This window comes from Chimaeribacter sp. YP20170169 (assembly GCF_056739715.1).
In genome coordinates, this window is sequence record NZ_CP176824.1 from 1,116,233 (window position 1) to 1,133,593 (window position 17,361).

At 58.8% G+C, this 17,361-nt stretch carries 17 protein-coding genes, 1 tRNA gene and 3 pseudogenes; 18 read left to right on the top strand and 3 right to left on the bottom strand.

From position 1 onward, the window contains the following. The first annotated feature begins 2 nt into the window (after nt 1–2). The 9 genes and pseudogenes from tssF to tssE all read left to right on the top strand — a co-directional run bounded on the left by tssF (nt 3) and on the right by tssE (nt 8,275). The gene (gene tssF, locus ACK3SD_RS05090; protein WP_481126986.1) at nt 3–1,772 is read left to right on the top strand and encodes a type VI secretion system baseplate subunit TssF; all 1,770 of its coding nucleotides are present in this window, start codon (nt 3–5) and stop codon (nt 1,770–1,772) included. After that, the gene (gene tssG, locus ACK3SD_RS05095; RefSeq protein ID WP_481126987.1) at nt 1,736–2,818 is read left to right on the top strand and encodes a type VI secretion system baseplate subunit TssG; all 1,083 of its coding nucleotides are present in this window, start codon (nt 1,736–1,738) and stop codon (nt 2,816–2,818) included. The genes tssF and tssG overlap by 37 nt, the downstream gene beginning before the upstream one ends. 35 nt (nt 2,819–2,853) lie before the next feature. Continuing rightward, a complete protein-coding gene (gene tssJ, locus ACK3SD_RS05100; RefSeq protein WP_481126988.1) occupies nt 2,854–3,378 on the top strand; it encodes a type VI secretion system lipoprotein TssJ in 525 nt (174 codons plus the stop codon). A gap of 4 nt (nt 3,379–3,382) precedes the next feature. After that, nucleotides 3,383–5,632, top strand: a pseudogene (locus tag ACK3SD_RS05105) (type VI secretion system Vgr family protein); the annotation flags it as partial. Nucleotides 5,633–6,175: 543 nt separating this feature from the next. Then, a pseudogene (locus ACK3SD_RS05110) lies at nt 6,176–6,958 on the top strand (S-type pyocin domain-containing protein); the annotation flags it as partial. After that, nucleotides 6,945–7,229 (top strand): bacteriocin immunity protein, encoded by a 285-nt coding sequence (locus ACK3SD_RS05115; protein ID WP_481126989.1) that lies wholly within the window; start codon nt 6,945–6,947, stop codon nt 7,227–7,229. The pseudogene ACK3SD_RS05110 and the gene ACK3SD_RS05115, both read left to right, overlap by 14 nt. A 23-nt stretch (nt 7,230–7,252) precedes the next feature. After that, nucleotides 7,253–7,525 (top strand): bacteriocin immunity protein, encoded by a 273-nt coding sequence (locus tag ACK3SD_RS05120; protein WP_481126990.1) that lies wholly within the window; start codon nt 7,253–7,255, stop codon nt 7,523–7,525. 14 nt (nt 7,526–7,539) lie between these two features. After that, a complete protein-coding gene (locus ACK3SD_RS05125) occupies nt 7,540–7,815 on the top strand; it encodes a bacteriocin immunity protein (RefSeq protein WP_481126991.1) in 276 nt (91 codons plus the stop codon). 7 nt (nt 7,816–7,822) lie between these two features. Further along, the gene (gene tssE / locus ACK3SD_RS05130; RefSeq protein ID WP_481126992.1) at nt 7,823–8,275 is read left to right on the top strand and encodes a type VI secretion system baseplate subunit TssE; all 453 of its coding nucleotides are present in this window, start codon (nt 7,823–7,825) and stop codon (nt 8,273–8,275) included. Between the two features lie 109 nt (nt 8,276–8,384). Here tssE and ACK3SD_RS05135 read toward each other — a convergent pair. The 3 genes and pseudogenes from ACK3SD_RS05135 to ACK3SD_RS05145 all read right to left on the bottom strand — a co-directional run. After that, nucleotides 8,385–8,702 (bottom strand): annotated as a pseudogene (locus ACK3SD_RS05135) (integrase arm-type DNA-binding domain-containing protein); the annotation flags it as partial. 161 nt (nt 8,703–8,863) lie between these two features. Next, nucleotides 8,864–8,938: transfer RNA gene (locus ACK3SD_RS05140), tRNA-Arg, on the bottom strand. 128 nt (nt 8,939–9,066) lie between these two features. After that, nucleotides 9,067–10,005, bottom strand: coding sequence for a formate/nitrite transporter family protein (locus ACK3SD_RS05145; protein ID WP_481126993.1), 939 nt, complete (start codon nt 10,003–10,005; stop codon nt 9,067–9,069). Nucleotides 10,006–10,299: 294 nt separating this feature from the next. On the opposite strand from ACK3SD_RS05145, the gene ccmA reads away from it, so the two are divergent. The 9 genes from ccmA to ccmI all read left to right on the top strand — a co-directional run bounded on the left by ccmA (nt 10,300) and on the right by ccmI (nt 17,341). After that, nucleotides 10,300–10,926, top strand: coding sequence for a cytochrome c biogenesis heme-transporting ATPase CcmA (gene ccmA / locus ACK3SD_RS05150; protein WP_481126994.1), 627 nt, complete (start codon nt 10,300–10,302; stop codon nt 10,924–10,926). After that, nucleotides 10,926–11,585, top strand: a complete 660-nt coding sequence (ccmB, locus tag ACK3SD_RS05155) for a heme exporter protein CcmB (RefSeq protein ID WP_481127498.1) — start codon at nt 10,926–10,928, stop codon at nt 11,583–11,585. The genes ccmA and ccmB overlap by 1 nt, the downstream gene beginning before the upstream one ends. A 140-nt stretch (nt 11,586–11,725) precedes the next feature. Further along, on the top strand, nt 11,726–12,463 hold the full coding sequence (locus ACK3SD_RS05160; protein WP_137762535.1) for a heme ABC transporter permease: 738 nt from the start codon (nt 11,726–11,728) through the stop codon (nt 12,461–12,463). Further along, nucleotides 12,460–12,681, top strand: a complete 222-nt coding sequence (ccmD, locus tag ACK3SD_RS05165) for a heme exporter protein CcmD (RefSeq protein WP_481126995.1) — start codon at nt 12,460–12,462, stop codon at nt 12,679–12,681. The genes ACK3SD_RS05160 and ccmD overlap by 4 nt, the downstream gene beginning before the upstream one ends. Then, on the top strand, nt 12,678–13,166 hold the full coding sequence (ccmE, locus tag ACK3SD_RS05170; protein ID WP_137762537.1) for a cytochrome c maturation protein CcmE: 489 nt from the start codon (nt 12,678–12,680) through the stop codon (nt 13,164–13,166). Before ccmD ends, ccmE begins: the two co-directional genes overlap by 4 nt. Beyond that, nucleotides 13,163–15,124 (top strand): heme lyase CcmF/NrfE family subunit, encoded by a 1,962-nt coding sequence (locus ACK3SD_RS05175; protein WP_137762538.1) that lies wholly within the window; start codon nt 13,163–13,165, stop codon nt 15,122–15,124. The genes ccmE and ACK3SD_RS05175 overlap by 4 nt, the downstream gene beginning before the upstream one ends. Next, nucleotides 15,121–15,675 carry a DsbE family thiol:disulfide interchange protein gene (locus tag ACK3SD_RS05180; protein WP_481126996.1) on the top strand — a complete coding sequence of 185 codons (555 nt, stop codon included), beginning with the start codon at nt 15,121–15,123 and terminating at the stop codon, nt 15,673–15,675. Before ACK3SD_RS05175 ends, ACK3SD_RS05180 begins: the two co-directional genes overlap by 4 nt. After that, complete coding sequence (locus tag ACK3SD_RS05185; RefSeq protein ID WP_481126997.1) at nt 15,672–16,130, top strand: cytochrome c-type biogenesis protein; 459 nt, start codon at nt 15,672–15,674, stop codon at nt 16,128–16,130. Before ACK3SD_RS05180 ends, ACK3SD_RS05185 begins: the two co-directional genes overlap by 4 nt. Continuing rightward, nucleotides 16,130–17,341 (top strand): c-type cytochrome biogenesis protein CcmI, encoded by a 1,212-nt coding sequence (gene ccmI, locus ACK3SD_RS05190; RefSeq protein WP_481126998.1) that lies wholly within the window; start codon nt 16,130–16,132, stop codon nt 17,339–17,341. The genes ACK3SD_RS05185 and ccmI overlap by 1 nt, the downstream gene beginning before the upstream one ends. Nucleotides 17,342–17,361 lie beyond the last annotated feature (20 nt).

Below are 17,361 nucleotides of genomic sequence, written 5' to 3' on the forward strand. Positions count from 1 at the left end.
GCATGGATGATTTAACCCTTCGCTATTACGAAGCAGAGATGCGCTACCTGCGTGAGGCGGGAAAAGAGTTTGCCCGCGCCCATCCGGATCGGGCAGCAATGCTTAATCTGGATAAGCCCGGCGCTCGCGATCCTTATGTAGAGCGCCTGTTTGAAGGTTTTGCCTTCCTGATGGGACGTTTGCGTGAAAAGCTGGATGATGACCTGCCGGAACTGACCGAAGGGCTGGTGAGTCTGCTGTGGCCGCACTATATGCGGGCCATCCCTTCGCTGGCCATCGTCGAATTCTCGCCTGACTGGCGTGCCCTTCGCCAGGCTGAAATGCTGGCTGAAGGTTTCTCCGTGCTTTCACGTCCTGTCGGGCCGCATAAAACCGCCTGCCAGTATCGGACGACACGCGATGTTCCCCTGCAACCACTGCATCTTACGGATGCCCGCCTGCATACGGAAACCGATGGCCGCTCTGCTATCCGTTTGCGCTTCGAATGCCCTGAAAAAGTGGACTGGAGCAAAGCCGGGATCGACAAAGTCGCCATATTCCTCAACGCAGAGAGTCCGATCAGTTCAGCACTCCACCTGGCAATGACCCGTCGCGTTCACGCCATGTATGCCCGCCATGCAGGGACATATACCGAACGTTATCAGTTTGATGGCTGGTGCAAACCCATGGGCTTTGATGACAATGACGGCCTGTGGAAGAAAGCAGATACAGCCTTCAGCGGTTACCAACTGCTGCTGGAATATTTTAGCTTCCGTCCGAAATTTATGTTTGTTGAGCTGCGTGGTCTCGACACCATCGGACTCACTGAAGCCAGCTCCTGGTTTGAAATCGACATCGTGCTCAGTGAAGCCTGGTCATCCGATCTGCCTTTTGAGACGGAAAACTTCCGGCTGCACTGTGCGCCGGTCATCAACCTCTTCACCCTGGAAGCCGACCCGCTGACGATTAACCCGCTGGATAACGAATACCTGCTCAGGCCGTTGCGTCTTCAGGATGGTCACACCGAGATTTACAGCGTCGATAATATCCATGGCGCGGTGAAGAATGGCAAACACCCCTATGTGCCCTTCACCAGCTTCCGGCACCGTGGCGGAATGATGCGCCACGATGCCCCGGAGCGTTATTACCACACCCGTGTGAAACGCGGCCCCTCTGGCCTGCATGACACCTGGCTAATTCTCGGCGGCCGCTTGTTCGAACTGGAGCAGCTGTCTGAGAAACCAGAGTCGCTCTCGATGCGGATCACCGGCACTAATGGTCAGCTTCCGCGTAAAGCACTGGAAAGTACCCTGCTGGACAGGGTGGTCAAAACCGGGAAGGTGCCCGTCAGGGTACTGAACGTCTCCGCGCCGACGATGCCGCTGTATCCGCCCGCAAACGACCGTTTTCACTGGCGAGTGATGAGCCACCTCGGCTCAAACTTCCTCAGCATGATGGACAATCCTGAGGTTCTGCGGGGCACGCTGGCGCTGTACGACTGGACCGACGATGAAATGAACAGACGTCGGCTTGAAGCTATCGTCGCGGTGAAGCACACCCTGATTCGACGCTTTGAGAAGGGCTTTATGCTTCGGGGCGTGGACATAGAGGTCACGCTGAACATGGACAATTTTGCAGGCGAGGGCGATGTGAATCTCTTCGGCGAGATGCTGCACCGGTTCTTCGCACTCTACGCGGATATTCACCTCTTTAACCAGCTCACGCTGGTGCTGCAACCGACAGGAAAACGACTGAGATGGAGCGAGAATCACAGCCAGCACGTACCGGGCTGACATTAGTCCTGAGCAAAGATATCTGGCGAGCCAATTTTTATCGTTTCTGCCAGCTGCTGGAGCAGGAAAATCCAGACGCGCCGAAACTGGGCACTACCAGCCATCCGGCCAACGATCCGGTACGATTCAGGCCCTGGCCTGGTATGGGATTCCCGGTCAGTACCCTCAAAGCGGTGGAGACCGACGAAGACCACCCGGCATTGCCCCCAACGGTCCGTACGACATTTTTGGGGATGTATGGCGTGGACTCCCCTCTGCCAACGTCCTATCTGGACGACATTGTGCAGCGCCGCGAAGGGCACGAGGCGGTCACCTCGTTTCTGGATATTTTCAGCCACCGCATTACCACCCAGTACTATCGAATCTGGCGAAAATACGCCTATCCTGCCACCTTCGAGGCAGGTGGCCGCGATGCCACATCACAGTGTCTGCTCGGGCTGGTGGGACTCGGTATTCCGGGCACGGCAGAGCAGGTGGCAACGCCGGTTTCCCGCTTTCTGGCCTTGCTGGGCACCATGCGCTTACCCACCCGCAATACAGAAGGCATCCGGGCCCTGGTGAACCTGCTGGCACCGAATACCCGGGCAATTATCACCGAACCCGATCCGGTTAAGGTTCATATCGATAACCGTAGCGGGCTGGGTGCCGGAAACCGCATCCGTCTTTCGCAGCGAGCCACACTGGGCAAAACCGCAAAAGAAGCATGCAGTCGGGTACTGTTGACCCTGGAAACGGAAGATCCAGGTGAGGCAGAAGGCTGGTTACCCGGCGGTTTCCTCCATACCGATTTACTGGTCCTGTTGCGCGTTTATCTCGGCTATCGTAGTGACGCCCGACTGCGCCTCACCGTACCCGTACGATTGCTGCCTGAGCCTCGACTTGGCAAAAGCAGACGCATCCAGCTGGGCCGTACCGGCTTGCTGGGCCTGAAAGCTGGCAAGCTCAGCAATAGCCGGGAGAGTCTGACCGTCAGTCTGGGCTGCTATGAAGGGTTGCAATGTTCTGCGTTACCGTCCGCTGAAGACGGGCACTACCGCTTCGAATAATCACGTACTCCCACTCTCAATAAAGGAACTTTTGAATGGCAACAGTAACCCGCCGGTGGGCGCTGACGCTTATTGCCTGTAGCCTGCTCGCTGGCTGCGGTCTGACCCAGACCGTCACGGACGGTACGGTCAGCATCGCAAAATCCCTCTTCTACAAGAAAATCAAAACGCTGCATCTGGATTTGACTCCGCGTACGGCCATCAACGCTGATGGCGCACAGACGCCGCTGGCGACGATGGTGCGGGTTTATCAGCTCAGGGATCGTAAAGCGGTTGATGCCGCCGATTACCAGACGCTGCTGCGCAAGGCCGATACGGTACTTAAGGACGACGTGCTGGCGTCAAAAGAGCTGCTGGTGATGCCCAACGGCAGCGTGACGCTCAATATGCCGATGGATGAAAACGCGCAGTTCGTGGCTGTGGTAGGGCTGTTTAATCGCCCGGATCAGAAAGACAACCGCTGGCGGCTGGTGCTGACCCGTGACGACCTCGACCCGGACAAACCCCGCACGATTGAACTGGGCGATGGCTGGCTCAGCCTCGTGCCGGTAAAGGAGTGACGAGATGGATAACTGGTCAGCGCTTTTTGACGGACAGACCCGATATTATCTGGATATCAATGACAGTTCGGTGAAGCCGGATGTTCTGCGTTTTTACGGCAGGGAAGCACTGAGCGAGCCGTTCAGCTGGGACATCGAGTTTACCACGCCGCAGGCGAACATCCCCCCGGAAGAGGTGCTGATGAAATATGCCTCTTTCTGGATGCGGAGCGGTAAACGTGTTCACGGCAGGGTGACCCGCCTGGAATGGCTTTCCACCTCAAAGGACCAGTCTCACTACCGGCTTACGCTCAGTTCGCGCCTGGCGCTCCTGGGATACACCCGGCAGTGCGCGGTATATCAGAACCAGTCCGTTCCTGAGGTGGTTGAGCAGGTGCTGCGTAAACACGGTCTGGAAGGTCCGGATTTTGACTTCAGGCTGGAGCGCACCTACCCGCCGCGTGACATTATCACCCAGTGGCGGGAAACGGACCTTGAGTTTATCCAGCGCATTCTGTCTGAGGTGGGGATTTACTGGCGCACGGAGATGGACGACGTGCGCGGTCTAGATACCTACATCCTGGCCGACAGTCAGCTTAACTACCGGTTTGACGTGCGCCTGCCGTACCGCGAGCCATCAGGGCTGTTTGACGGCGCGGCAGAATCGGTCTGGGATGTGCGGACCTGGCACACCATCGCCACCGGCACTGTCACCATGCGGGATTACAACTACCGGACCGCCACCACGCCGATGAACGCGACGGTCAGCGTGCGTAATGATGCGGTCACCACCGGGGAGCATTACCGTTACGCGGCACCGTATCGTGACGCAGGTGATGACGTCAGCCCGGAGCCGGAAACCGAATCTGGCGCGTTCTACGCCCGACTTCACCACGAGCGGGAGCTCAACAGGTCGACCCGTATTCACCTGTTCAGCAATGCCGCACACCTCACACCCGGGCAGGTGCTGGAGCCGCAGGGCGACGTCATTACGGCCCTGAAAGAAGGTGTGCTCCTCACGCGGGTGACATTTCGGGGCGCGCTTGATTCCCGCCTGCATGTGTCGGTCTGGGGCCTGCCTTACACCGAACGTTACTGCTTCCGTCCGGTAGAAGTCTCGCGTCCGGTCATCCCGGGGACGCTTCCGGCGCGGATTGAGAGTCGCGAGAAGAACGATATCTACGCACACCTGGACGAGCAGGGGCGCTACCGGGTGAAGCTGGACTTCGACCGGGAGGGGACAGAGCCCGGTTACGGCTATCTGTGGCTGCGGATGGCGAAGCCTTATGCCAGTGAAACGCTGGGCTGGCATACGCCGCTCATTGATGGCACCGACGTGGCGATTGCGTACAGCAATGGTGATATTGACCTGCCGTACATCGCCTATGCATTGCACGACTCGGAGCACCCGGACCCCGTCACCCGCGACAACCACACCCGTAACATGCTACGCACACCAGCGAACAACAAACTGCGGATGGAGGACAGGCGCGGCGAGGAGCATATCAAACTCGCCACGGAATACGGCAAGACGCAGCTCAACAGCGGGCACCTGGTGGATGCACAGGGGCAACGTCGCGGTACGGGCCTCGAGCTGCGCACCGATGAGTGGGGAACCCTGAGAGCAGGAAAGGGACTCTTTGTCTCAGCGGATGCGCAGGCGAAAGCGCAGGGTGATGCGCTGGACAGGGATGCGGCGCTGAAGGAAATCGACCGGCTTAATCAGCAACTGCAACAGCTGGAAATGGCTGCTGAAAAGGCGCAGGCGCTGAAGGCGGATGTTGACAGCCAGATAAGGATGTTTGAACAGCGACTGAAACCACTCAATGAAGCGGTGCTTTTCTCAGCGCCGGAAGGGATGGCGCTGACCAGCGGGGAAGATATGCAGTTGGCCGCTGGCCGGAACCTGGCGCTTAACGCCGGAGAAGACTTTAGTGTTGGAGTGATGGGCAATGCGACCGCTTTGACCGGGGAGAAGCTGGGACTCTTCGCCCGCACCGGTCAACTGAGCCTGAAATCCGGAGAAGGGCCAATCGATGTCCAGGCCCAAAACGCTAACATGCGGTTGTTTGCTGAGAAGAAGCTGACGCTAAGCTCAGCGAGTGACATCTCCTTTGCCGGAAAAAAACGTATCACCCTAATTGGTGGTGGCAGTTATCTGAAGCTTGAGGCAGGGAAGGTCGAGTATGGTACGACGGCGTCGTATATGCGGAAGGTGAAAAGGACGATGGCGGCATCGGCCAGTGCTAAACCTCCGGAGGCCGTATCCTTGCCGCCTCCGGCGACCATGCGAGAATTCAATCCCGAAACGCTCACCCCGTGGGTGACGCCGGTTTATGCAAAATCCTGCCTGAAGGAGAAAGGCTGCACGGATGCCGGTACTGCCGAAGAACCCGCTGATAACTTTGGACAGATGACCATTTTTGCCCAGTCTGTCGAGGACGACTGCTGCGGTTACGCCCACGAGCATGAGCATGCAGATGATGAAGTCGTTCAGCATGCACAGTCAGCCAAAAAACGGAAGCCTGACGCCGGGGGCGCAAATGCGCCTGCTCAGGCAACGGCAGCACCGCTTGCTCTGGGTGCTGCTACGGGCGTGATGACCCAAGTCTGGGGTGAATGGTCCCTGACCGGCGTATTGGGCGCGGCCCGGGGAATTCCGTATGTCGGAGCGATGATGTCCGTGCTCTACGTTCCATCTGCGGGCGAGGGGAGTGACAGGGTTCCTGGCTGGGACGAATTCTGGTACGAGGAAGAGCTGCGGCAGAAAGCCATCACTGGGGCAAAAGCAACAACCCGGGTGAGGTTCTTCTGGCGCCAGGATGAGCAGGGCAACATGCGGGTCTATGGCGTCCATACGGGTGAAGGTACCCCATATGAAGGTGTCCGTACGGCAAACATGGTGTGGAACAGTGAGCATAATCAATATGAGTTCACTCCAGCCCACGGTGCCGATGGTCCGCTGATTACCTGGACGCCTGAGAAACCTGAAGGCAGTGACCTTCCCTCACATACCGGCAGCGACATTAAGCCAATAGACCAGGCTACAATACTCGTCACGCCAATTCCTGACGGCAAAGATGAATACACGACACCACCATTCCCGGTGCCGGATGAACGCGATCTTAACGATTACATTCTGGTCTTCCCTGCGGACTCCGGGATTAAGCCGATTTATGTCTATCTCAAAACCGCTAGGGATGAGCCAGGTGTTGCAACAGGGAAGGGGGAGACGCTATCAGGTTCAGAGAAATGGCTTGAGGCTGCGAGCTCTGGACTGGGGGCACCTGTACCTGCGCAGGTTGCTGATAAACTTAGAGGAAAATCCTTCCGTAACTTTGACCATTTTAGAGAAGAATTTTGGCTTGCTGTGTCTGAGTGTCCTGAACTTATGAAGGATTTTAAACCTTCGAACCAAACCCTGATAAGAATGGGGTTAGCGCCGTATCCTATCCCTTCAGAGCAGGTGGGGGGTAGAACAACTTTTGGACTTCATCATATAGAAGAAATCCAACATGGTGGAGAAGTGTTTAATGTGGATAATATAAACGTTACCACTCCTCGCTTACATATAGGAATACATAAAAATGCTAATAGATAATGAAAAGACAATAAGCGATTATACTGAGTTAGAGTTTATTGAACTGCTATCTAATTTCTTTGAGAATAAACAAGGGTTAAATGCAAAGGATTTTAGAAAATTTATTGATGACCTACAGTTGCACGTAGTTAAAATTACCAAACACCCACTCGGCAATGGACTAATTTTTAACACGCCAGATGAAATTGAATGTTCGCCATTGGGAATATTTGAAGAAATTAAAAAATGGAGAGCATCTCAAGGGTTAGAATTATTTAAAGACTCCAAATAACCAGTGAAGCAGGAGGGTTCTAAATGTACAAAAACTGTTTGGAAGATTATACAGAGTCTGAAATGATGGAGTTTTTAAATGATTTTTTCGAAAATTCCAAGGAGCTTAAAGGCTATGAGTCAACAAATCATTTAAGCCAGATGGCGAAACATCTGATAAAAATCACTGCTCATCCAGAAGGACGGGACCTTATCTTCAATCCGCCAAGTGATAGGGAAGATTCCCCAGAGGGTGTGCTCAAAGAAATTAAAAGATGGAGACAATCCCAAGGGCTCCCACTTTTTAAAAAGTTTTAAGTACGGGAGGCTTAGTGGAATTTAAAACGCGCTTTGAAGATTATACTGAAAATGAGTTTAAAAATTTCTTACAAGATATTTTTAAAGAAAACACTGCGCCTGATGATGATAAGTTAGACGAGCTGCTTGAGCATTTTGAAAAAATCACCAGTCATCCCGATGGAACAGCCTTGATATATCACACTATCGATGAGGAAGACTGCAACCCGCAGGGAATAACTAAGGTAGTAAAAGCATGGAGAAAATCCCATGGACTTCCGCTTTTTAAAATCTCTGAAGTAGACTCCTGAGGTCAAAATGCCAGACAGAAAATCACCATCTTTATACGAAATTCTTACTGGCAACTTTACAGGGGATCTTCCCCTTGAAGTTGTAAACGAAGAAGACCAGGTCATTTTATCCGTACTGCATAACATCCAACGTATTTTGAACGCCCGGGTCGGGACCATTTCCCATCTCCCAGATTATGGTTTGCCAGATATGACCAAAATTATGCAAGGCATGCCTGGAACTGCCCACGAGCTGATCGATACGCAGGCCGGTGTCCTGATCAAGTATAAACCTCGTTTGCAGTCACTCAATGTAACTTTACTCGAACAGCAAATGCCTGGGGAGTTGCGCTACGCCATCGATGCGGAACTGAGAGGTATCGGATTTGTACGGTATGGGACCGAGTTCATGCCAGAGGGGAAAGTGATGGTCAGGCATTTGAAACAACAGCAGCATCTGAAAAATCATCAGCTTATCTAATCAACTGGAAACATTACTTGATGGAAAGCGCATCTGGGCTGAGAAAAATTTAAACCAGATGTAATCTGACGGATAGCTGTATAAATAACCGGTAACTGTCAGATCAGGTCTGAGCTAATACATCAGCATACCCTTCCGACCACACCTGCCGCTTATGGTCGTACCATTCCCGGAATATCGATTCGAAGTTATCTTCCTTACCTCTCTCTTCTTTGACTGTGACGGATCATCACCCGCAGCTAACAGCTTCTTTGCCTCAAATGCTTTAGGGAGGTGATGGGGTACTTGTCTACAGTGAGCACTTTCTCCTTGCCATCGAACTGATAGCGAAGCTGCCATACCTTCTTACCCGATGCGGGGACGTATCAAGCAGGCGATACGGCTTGTCTTTGGGCTTTGCGGCCTCAATTTGTTTTATCGTGAGCATTGGGTAAAATTTCGTTGGGTAAAAATGTTTACCCAATATTTACCCAGACAAGGTAGCGGCTGTCAACGAACCACGGCGAACTATGGCGAATGCCTATCATAGCTAGGTATTGGTTTTACTGGGAATTTGCGAACTGCTACGGAGGGTGGCGAACTGTTACATGGCGTCCCCTGCAGGAATCGAACCTGCAACTAGCCCTTAGGAGGGGCTCGTTATATCCATTTAACTAAGGGGACAACCGGACAGCGTGGGGCTGCCCGGCAGGCATTATACCCATTTTTTGCTGGTGTATAAGCGTTGGTCAGTGCGTTTGCTTATTCCCTCGCCACTTTTGGGCGCGTGGGAGCGTGCTGGCCCATGCACGTTACCGCTGCTTGTCTTCCTCTTTTTCGCGCTTTTTCTGCTCCGCCTTGGCTTTGGCCTTGGCTTCCGTGCTCATGTCATTGCGGATCTGTGCATGGCTGATCATGGCGAAGATAAAGGTGCCGCCGATAATGTTGCCAAGCAGTACCGGGATGGCGAAGGGGAAGAAAAACTCGTACCACGGGATCACGCCAGCGAACACCAGATAGAGAATCTCCACCGAACCCACCACGATGTGCGTCAGGTTGCCAATCCCCACCAGATAGGTCATCAGCACGATGATCCATAGCTTGGCGGCCCCGGCGGAGGGGAACATCCAGACCATGGTGGCGATTAGCCAGCCAGAGAGGATGCCCTTGGTAAACATCTCCCCGGCACTGTTCTGCATCACCTCCTCACTGACGGCCAAAAAGGCACGGTTGAGCGGTTCATCAAAGACGGGCAGGTAGTGGAAGGCCAGCGCCGCACAGGCACCGCCAATCAGGTTGCCGAGCAGCACCCAGCCCCAGAGCCGGAACAGCATTCCCAGGTTGTTGAGCGTCGGCTTGTGCATCACCGGCAGCACCGCCGTCACGGTGTTCTCGGTAAACAGCTGCTGGCGCGCCATGATCACGATGATAAAGCCCACGGTGTAACCGAGGTTCTCCAAGAAAAAGCGCGCTGGGGTGTCGGGCAGCTCGGCGTGCACGATCCCCTTCGCCAGCAAAGAGGCGGCAATCGACAGGCCCGCGGCAATCGCTGACCAGAGCAGCGCCATGCTGTCACGCTCCAGCTCCTTCTCCCCCTCCATGCGGATCTGCTCGTGGATCGCCGCCGCCCGTGACGGCAGGTTCTCCTCATCCACCTCTATCTCGGTGCCTTGCTCCTCCTCTTCACTGTCCACGTTCTGCTCATCATCAGGCTCGCCATGCTGGCGTAGATTATTTTTTTGCTGCGTCATAAAGGTTCCCATAAGGTGAAATGCCCGCCTGACCGGCGGGTGAAAAGGCAGGGCGCAGGCCCTGTGGCTTAAGCATAGGTGATTTCACAAACGGTGCTAGGGCGGTGCATAAAGCGTTACCAGAATTAATAAAAAAAGTAACAGGATCTTAACTTTGAGGAAAAACTCGCCATTGTGGGCAAGATTGGATGGAATCGGTTCTGACTGATAGGCAAACCCTGCCAAGGCAGGCTACGAGCGCCTTGTGGCTTGTGCTATGATTCGCGCTCCCAAAAAAAGAGGCGAGTTTTCCCAATGCTTGAAGCCGTGCAACTGAGCTGCGTCCGTGATGAGCGGAGCCTGTTCAGTCAACTGAGTTTTAACATTACCGCAGGCGAGATCGTTCAGGTTGAAGGCCAGAACGGCGCCGGGAAGACCACGCTGTTACGGATTATGGCCGGGCTGGCGCAGCCGGAGAGCGGCGAAGTGCGCTGGCAGGGCGAACCGGTACGCAAGGCGCGTGACAGCTTCCACCGCCAGATGCTGTTCCTCGGCCACCAGCCGGGCGTGAAGTCGCTGCTGACCCCTTTTGAGAACTTGGCGTTCTATCAGTCGGCACTAGGTAAACCGGATCACCCGGCGATCTGGCAGGCGCTGGAGCAGGTGGGGCTGCTGGGCTATGAGGAGGTGCCGGTGGCGCAACTCTCCGCTGGCCAGCAGCGTCGGGTGGCACTGGCGCGGTTGTGGCTGAGCCAGGCCACGCTGTGGGTGCTGGATGAGCCGCTGACCGCCATTGACCGTCAGGGTGTGGCCGCGCTGGTGGCGCTGTTTGAGCGGCAGGCGGCGCGCGGCGGCATGGTGCTGCTCACCACCCATCAGGATCTGCCGGGCGTGCGGCAGGCCGTGCGCAGTATCCGCCTGACCCAGACGGAGCCTGCATGATGTTTGCCGTATTGTTGCGGCGTGAACTGACGCTGGCCTTCCGCCACCGCGCGGAGATCGTCAACCCGCTCTGGTTTTTCCTGATTGTCATTACGCTTTTTCCGCTGGGCATCGGCCCGGAGCCGCAGTTGCTGGCGCGCATCGCCCCCGGCGTGGTGTGGGTGGCGGCACTGCTGGCGGCGCTGCTGTCGCTGGAGCGGCTGTTCCGCGACGACTTTATGGATGGCTCGCTGGAGCAGTTGCTGCTGCTGCCGACGCCGCTGCCGGTAACGGTGGCGGGCAAGGTGTGCGCCCACTGGCTGGTGACTGGTTTGCCGCTGCTGCTGCTCTCACCGCTGGCGGCGCTGCTGCTGTCGCTGGACGTGGCCACCTGGCGGGCGCTGGCGCTGACGCTGCTGCTCGGCACGCCGACCCTGAGCTTTATTGGTGCCATCGGCAGTGCGCTGACGGTGGGGCTGCGCAAGGGCGGGGTACTGCTGAGCCTGCTGGTGTTGCCGCTCTACATCCCGGTGCTGATCTTTGCCAGCGGCGCGGTGGAGGCGGCGGCCAGCGGCCTGGCGATTGATGGCTACCTGGCGGTGCTGGGGGCGATGCTGGCTGGCAGTTTGACGCTGGCTCCCTTCGCCACCGCCGCCGCGCTGCGCATCAGCGTGCACTGATTTGACTAGCTTGCCCGGTTCGCGCCGGGCGCCTGCAACACCCTGACGCCTGACAAGAGCGGCAACGGCCTGGCCGTATGCCGCCGCACCCTTTCCGGGCGGGCGCCGACACTTTGGAACATGACGACGAGCACTTAACAATGTGGAAATGGATACATCAACTCGGTAAGCCGGATCGGCTCTACCACCTGTGCGGCCGTTTCGCGCCCTGGTTTGGGCTGGCAGGCGCGATCTGCTTAGGGATTGGCTGGATCTGGGGCTTTGGATTCGCCCCGTCAGACTACCAGCAGGGCGAAAGCTACCGGATTATGTATATCCATGTGCCGGCCGCCATCTGGTCCATGGGCATCTACAGCGCAATGGCCACCGCCGCCTTCGTGGCGCTGGTGTGGCAGATGAAGATGGCGAATCTGGTGGTGGCGGCAATGGCACCGGTCGGCGCGGTGTTCACGCTGATCGCGCTGGTGACCGGTTCCGCCTGGGGCAAGCCGATGTGGGGCACCTGGTGGATCTGGGACGCGCGCCTCACCTCCGAGCTGGTGCTGCTGTTCCTCTATCTGGGGGTAATTGCCCTCTATCATGCCTTTGAGGATCGACGGCTGGCGGGCCGCGCCGCTGGCATTCTGGTGCTGGTCGGCATCGTCAATATCCCCATCATCCACTACTCGGTGCAGTGGTGGAACACCCTGCACCAAGGCTCCACCAACATGCAGCAGACCATTGACCCGAGTATGCGCTACCCGCTGCGCTGGGCGATTGCTGGCTACTTGCTCTTCTTTATTACCCTGGCGCTGCTGCGCCTGCGCAATCTGATCTTGCAGCAGGAGAGCCACCGCCCGTGGGCCTTATCCCTTTTTGCACGCAGGAGCCGCCCATGAGCGCCGCATTCCCTTCTTGGCACGCCTTTTTTGCGATGGGCGGCTACGCCTTCTACGTCTGGCTCTCGGTGGCCGTCACCCTGCTGGCGCTGCTAACGCTGGTGCTGCATACCGTATGGCAGCGCCACCGGCTGATTGACGCCATCCGCCGCCGTGAGGCGCGCGCGGCACGCATCCGCCATGCCCGTGATACGCCAGCACAGGAGGGCGCACCATGAACCCACGCCGCAAAAACCGGCTCTATCTGGCGCTGGCGGTGCTGGTCGGCCTTGGCTTGACCGCCGCGCTGGTGCTCTACGCGCTGCGCTCGAACATCGACCTCTTCTATACGCCGAGCGAAATCCTCGACGGAAAAGGCGAGGCGCATGAGCGGCCGGAGCCGGGGCAGCACCTGCGCATCGGTGGCATGGTGATGCCCGGCTCGGTCAAGCGTGACAGCCAGAGCCTGGAAGTGCGCTTCAAGGTGTATGACGCGCGCGGCGCGATTGAGGTCACCTATACCGGCATCCTGCCGGATCTGTTCCGCGAGGGGCAGGGCGTGGTGGCGCAGGGTGTGCTGGAACCTGGCAACGTGGTCAACGCCAAGCAGGTGCTGGCCAAGCATGATGAGAAGTATGTGCCGCCGGAGGTGGCCGATGCGATGAAACAGAACCACAAGGGGCCGGCGGCGCAGTACCGCGCGGCGGACGGGGGCCACGCATGATCCCTGAGATTGGCAGCTTCCTGCTCTGTCTGGCGATGGCGATCGCCCTGCTGTTGAGCATCTACCCGCAGTGGGGCGCGGCGCGTCAGGATCTGCGGATGATGGCCACCGCCCGCCCGCTGGCCTATGGCCTGTTTGCCTGCATCGCCGGGGCGTTCGCCATTCTGGTGCACGCCTTTGTGGTGAATGACTTTACCGTGGCCTACGTCGCCACCAACTCCAACAGCCAACTGCCGGTCTACTACCGCGTCGCCGCCACCTGGGGCGCGCATGAAGGCTCGCTGCTGCTGTGGGTGCTGATGCTGAGCGGCTGGACGCTGGCGGTGGCGCTGCTGAGCCGCCGGATGCCGCAGGATGCGGTGGCGCGCGTGCTGTCGGTGCTTGGGATGATCAGCGGCGGCTTTTTGCTGTTCATCATCCTCACCTCCAACCCCTTTACCCGCACCCTGCCGGACTTCCCAATCGATGGCAGCGACCTCAACCCGCTGTTGCAGGACATTGGCCTGATTTTCCACCCGCCGCTGCTCTACATGGGCTACGTCGGCTTCTCGGTGGCCTTCGCCTTCGCCATCGCCTCGCTGATGGCTGGTCGGCTCGACACCGCCTGGGCGCGCTGGTCACGCCCGTGGACCACCGCGGCCTGGGTCTTCCTGACCATCGGCATCGTGCTTGGCTCCGCGTGGGCCTACTATGAGCTGGGCTGGGGCGGCTGGTGGTTCTGGGATCCGGTGGAGAACGCCTCCTTTATGCCGTGGCTGGCTGGCACCGCGCTGATCCACTCGCTGGCGGTGACCGAAAAACGCGGCACTTTCAAGGCCTGGACAGTGCTGCTGGCGATCACCGCCTTCTCGCTCTGCCTGCTCGGCACCTTCCTGGTGCGCTCGGGCGTGCTGGTGTCGGTGCACTCCTTTGCCTCTGACCCGCAGCGCGGGATGTTTATTCTCGCCTATCTGGTGATTGTGATTGGCAGTTCGCTGCTGCTCTATGCGGTGCGTGGCGCGCAGGTGCGCAGCCCCAGCCGCCATGAGCTGTTCTCCCGTGAGAGTTTCCTGCTCGGCAACAATGTGCTGCTGATCGCCGCGATGCTGGTGGTGCTGCTCGGCACCCTGCTGCCGCTGGTGCACAAGCAGCTTGGCCTTGGCAGCATCTCGATTGGCGAGCCGTTCTTCAACACCATGTTCACCTTCCTGATGGCACCGCTGGCGCTGCTGCTAGGCATCGGGCCGCTGGTGCGCTGGCGGCGCGACGACGCAGGCAAGTTCCGTCGGCGGCTGCTGGCCTCGCTGGCGGTGACGCTGCTGCTCTCCCTGCTGCTGCCGTGGCTGTTGCAGGATCGCATCGCTGGTATGACGGTGCTCGGCCTGATGATGGCGCTGTGGGTGACGCTGCTCACCCTGCTGGAGTTGCATGAGCGCGCCACCCACCGCCACAGCTTCTGGCGCGGCCTGACGACCCTCACCCGCAGCCACTGGGGCATGGTGCTTGGCCACCTTGGCGTGGCGGTGACGGTGATCGGCATCGCCTTCAGCCAGAACTACAGCGTCGAGCGCGACGTGCGGATGAAGGCGGGCGACAGCGTGGACATCCGCGGCTACCACTTCGTGTTCCGCGACGTCCATGCCATCCGCGGCCCCAACTACAGCGGTGGCGCGGGCATCATCGACGTCAGCGAAAATGGCAAGCCGGTAACGGTGCTGCGTGCCGAGAAGCGCTACTACAGCGTGGCGCGCAGCATGATGACCGAGGCGGCCATCGACGGCGGGCTGGTGCGGGATCTCTACGCCGCACTGGGCGAGGAGCTGGGCGACGGTGCCTGGGCCGTGCGCCTCTACTATAAACCGTTCGTCCGCTGGATCTGGCTGGGCGGCCTGTTGATGGCGGCGGGCGGGGTGCTCTGCATCCTCGATCCGCGCTACCGGATGAAAAAGCGGGCGCTGCCTGCAGGGGAGGGCGCATGACGCGCAAGATGCTGTTCATTCCACTGGTGCTGTTCCTGCTGCTGGCGGCGGCGTTTCTGGTGCAGTTGCAGCGCAACGCCCACGGCGACGACCCGACGCGGCTGGAGTCGGCGTTGATTGGTCGGCCGGTGCCGGTGTTCCAGCTGGAGTCACTGGCCGAGCCGGGCAAAACCTACAGCCAGGCGGTACTGCGCGACGGCAAGCCGCTGCTGCTGAACGTCTGGGCCACCTGGTGCCCGACCTGCCGCGCCGAGCACCAGTACCTCAACACGCTGGCGGCGCAGGGCGTGCGGGTGGTGGGGCTGAACTACAAGGATGACCGCACCAAGGCGGTCAACTGGCTCAACACCCTCGGCAACCCCTACGCCCTGAGCCTGTATGACGGCGACGGGATGCTGGGGCTGGATCTGGGCGTCTATGGCGCGCCGGAGACCTTCTTGATCGACGGCCAGGGGGTGATCCGCTACCGCCATGCTGGCGACCTGAATGCCGAGGTTTGGCGGCGTGAGGTCGAGCCGCTCTACCGCCGCTATGGCGGGGGGGCGTTATGAGGCGTTTCATGTTGCTGCTGGGGCTGCTGCTGTGTTTCGGCGTGCAGGCGGCCATCGATACTTACCACTTCGCCAACGTCGAGCAGGAGCAGCAGTACCGGGAGCTGACCGGCCAGCTGCGCTGCCCGAAGTGCCAGAACAACAGCATCGCCGACTCTAACTCGATGATTGCGGCGGACATGCGCAACAAGGTCTACCAGCTGATGGAGCAGGGGCAGTCGCGCCAGCAAATTATCGATTACATGGTGGCGCGCTACGGCAATTTCGTCACCTATGAGCCGCCGGTTACCCCCTCCACCCTGATCCTCTGGGTGGGGCCGATACTGTTTGTGTTGCTGGGCGCGGGCGTGATCGTTGGCCGCGCGCGCCGCCGGCAACGCGCCGCCCCGCTGCCGCCCGAAGAGCGGGCGCGGCTGGCGCAACTGTTGAATGATTCTGACAGGACACCTGACTGATGGCTTTTTGGCTGATTATCTTTTTGCTGCTGGTGCTGGCCGGCGCGCTGTTGGTGGTGCCGGTGCTGCGCCGTGGCCACTCCTCCCCAATGACCCGCGACAGCCTGAACAAGGCGCTCTACCACCATCGCCTCGCCGAACTGGCGCACGATGAGCAGCACGGCGTGGTAGAGGGCAAGCCGCAACTGATTGAGGAGTTGCAGGAGACGCTGCTGGCGGACATCCCCGGACAGGCGCGCGCTTCCGCCGCCCGGCCGATTGGCCGCTGGACGCTGATCCCCGGCCTGCTGGTGCTGGTGCTGCTGCCGATGGCCCTCTACCTAAAGAGCGGTGGGCTGGTGCAGGTGGCAGAGTGGCAACAGGCGGTGGCCGATCTGCCAGCGCTGCGCGCGCGAGTGGCGGACGAGCACGCTGCGCCGCTGACGGCAGGTGAAGTGGCGCGCCTTGGGCTGGGCGTGCGCAGTGAGCTACAACAGCAACCGGATAATGTGCCGGACTGGCTGCTGCTGGGGCGGGTCGGGGTGGCGCTGGACAACGCCGACACCGCCACCCAAGCCTTCGCTCGCGCCTACGCGCTGCAACCGGAGAACCGCGAGGCGCAGTTGAGTTACGCCGAGGTGCTGACCCGCTCTGCGGATGCGGCGCAGCAGAAGCAGGCGGAGCAGATCCTGCGCAAGCTGGGGGAAGCCAACCCGGCTGACCTGCGGGTGCTCAATTTGCTGGCGCTCAACGCCTTCCAGCAGGGGCAGTATGGCAAGGCGCTGGAGGGGTGGACGCTGATGCTGCGCGTGCTGCCGCCAGACGATCCGCGCGTTGACATGTTAAAGCGCAGCATTAGCCAAGCGCGCGCCAAGGCGGGTCTGGATAATGCGCGGCTCGCGGTGGCGGTCACGCTCTCCGCGGAGGCAGCCCGGCAGTTGCCAGCGCAGGGGATGGTGATCCTCTCCGTGACCGATGGCCACAGCCCGGTGCCGGTAGCGGTAAAACGGCTCCCGCTCAGCCGTTTCCCGCTACAGTTAACTATTGATGATACCAATGCGATGATGCCTGAAAGGTTGCTTTCTTCCATACATCAGGCCAAAGTCAGGGTACGCATTTCGCCAGAGGGGCAGGCAGCGCCGCGCACCGGTGAGTGGTTTGGCGACAGCGCGTTGCTGTCGCTTGATGGGCAACCACAGGTTAACATTGAGATTAATCAGCAGGTGCCATAAGGCCCCGCACCAAGAATAGG

Coding starts and splice junctions, on each gene's coding strand:
- tssF (WP_481126986.1), top strand. CDS start 3: ATGGATGATTTAACCCTTCGCTATTACGAAGCAGAGATGCGCTACCTG.
- tssG (WP_481126987.1), top strand. CDS start 1,736: ATGGAGCGAGAATCACAGCCAGCACGTACCGGGCTGACATTAGTCCTG.
- tssJ (WP_481126988.1), top strand. CDS start 2,854: ATGGCAACAGTAACCCGCCGGTGGGCGCTGACGCTTATTGCCTGTAGC.
- ACK3SD_RS05115 (WP_481126989.1), top strand. CDS start 6,945: ATGCTAATAGATAATGAAAAGACAATAAGCGATTATACTGAGTTAGAG.
- ACK3SD_RS05120 (WP_481126990.1), top strand. CDS start 7,253: ATGTACAAAAACTGTTTGGAAGATTATACAGAGTCTGAAATGATGGAG.
- tssE (WP_481126992.1), top strand. CDS start 7,823: ATGCCAGACAGAAAATCACCATCTTTATACGAAATTCTTACTGGCAAC.
- ACK3SD_RS05145 (WP_481126993.1), bottom strand. CDS start 10,005: ATGACGCAGCAAAAAAATAATCTACGCCAGCATGGCGAGCCTGATGAT.
- ccmA (WP_481126994.1), top strand. CDS start 10,300: ATGCTTGAAGCCGTGCAACTGAGCTGCGTCCGTGATGAGCGGAGCCTG.
- ccmB (WP_481127498.1), top strand. CDS start 10,926: ATGTTTGCCGTATTGTTGCGGCGTGAACTGACGCTGGCCTTCCGCCAC.
- ACK3SD_RS05160 (WP_137762535.1), top strand. CDS start 11,726: ATGTGGAAATGGATACATCAACTCGGTAAGCCGGATCGGCTCTACCAC.
- ccmD (WP_481126995.1), top strand. CDS start 12,460: ATGAGCGCCGCATTCCCTTCTTGGCACGCCTTTTTTGCGATGGGCGGC.
- ccmE (WP_137762537.1), top strand. CDS start 12,678: ATGAACCCACGCCGCAAAAACCGGCTCTATCTGGCGCTGGCGGTGCTG.
- ACK3SD_RS05175 (WP_137762538.1), top strand. CDS start 13,163: ATGATCCCTGAGATTGGCAGCTTCCTGCTCTGTCTGGCGATGGCGATC.
- ACK3SD_RS05180 (WP_481126996.1), top strand. CDS start 15,121: ATGACGCGCAAGATGCTGTTCATTCCACTGGTGCTGTTCCTGCTGCTG.
- ACK3SD_RS05185 (WP_481126997.1), top strand. CDS start 15,672: ATGAGGCGTTTCATGTTGCTGCTGGGGCTGCTGCTGTGTTTCGGCGTG.
- ccmI (WP_481126998.1), top strand. CDS start 16,130: ATGGCTTTTTGGCTGATTATCTTTTTGCTGCTGGTGCTGGCCGGCGCG.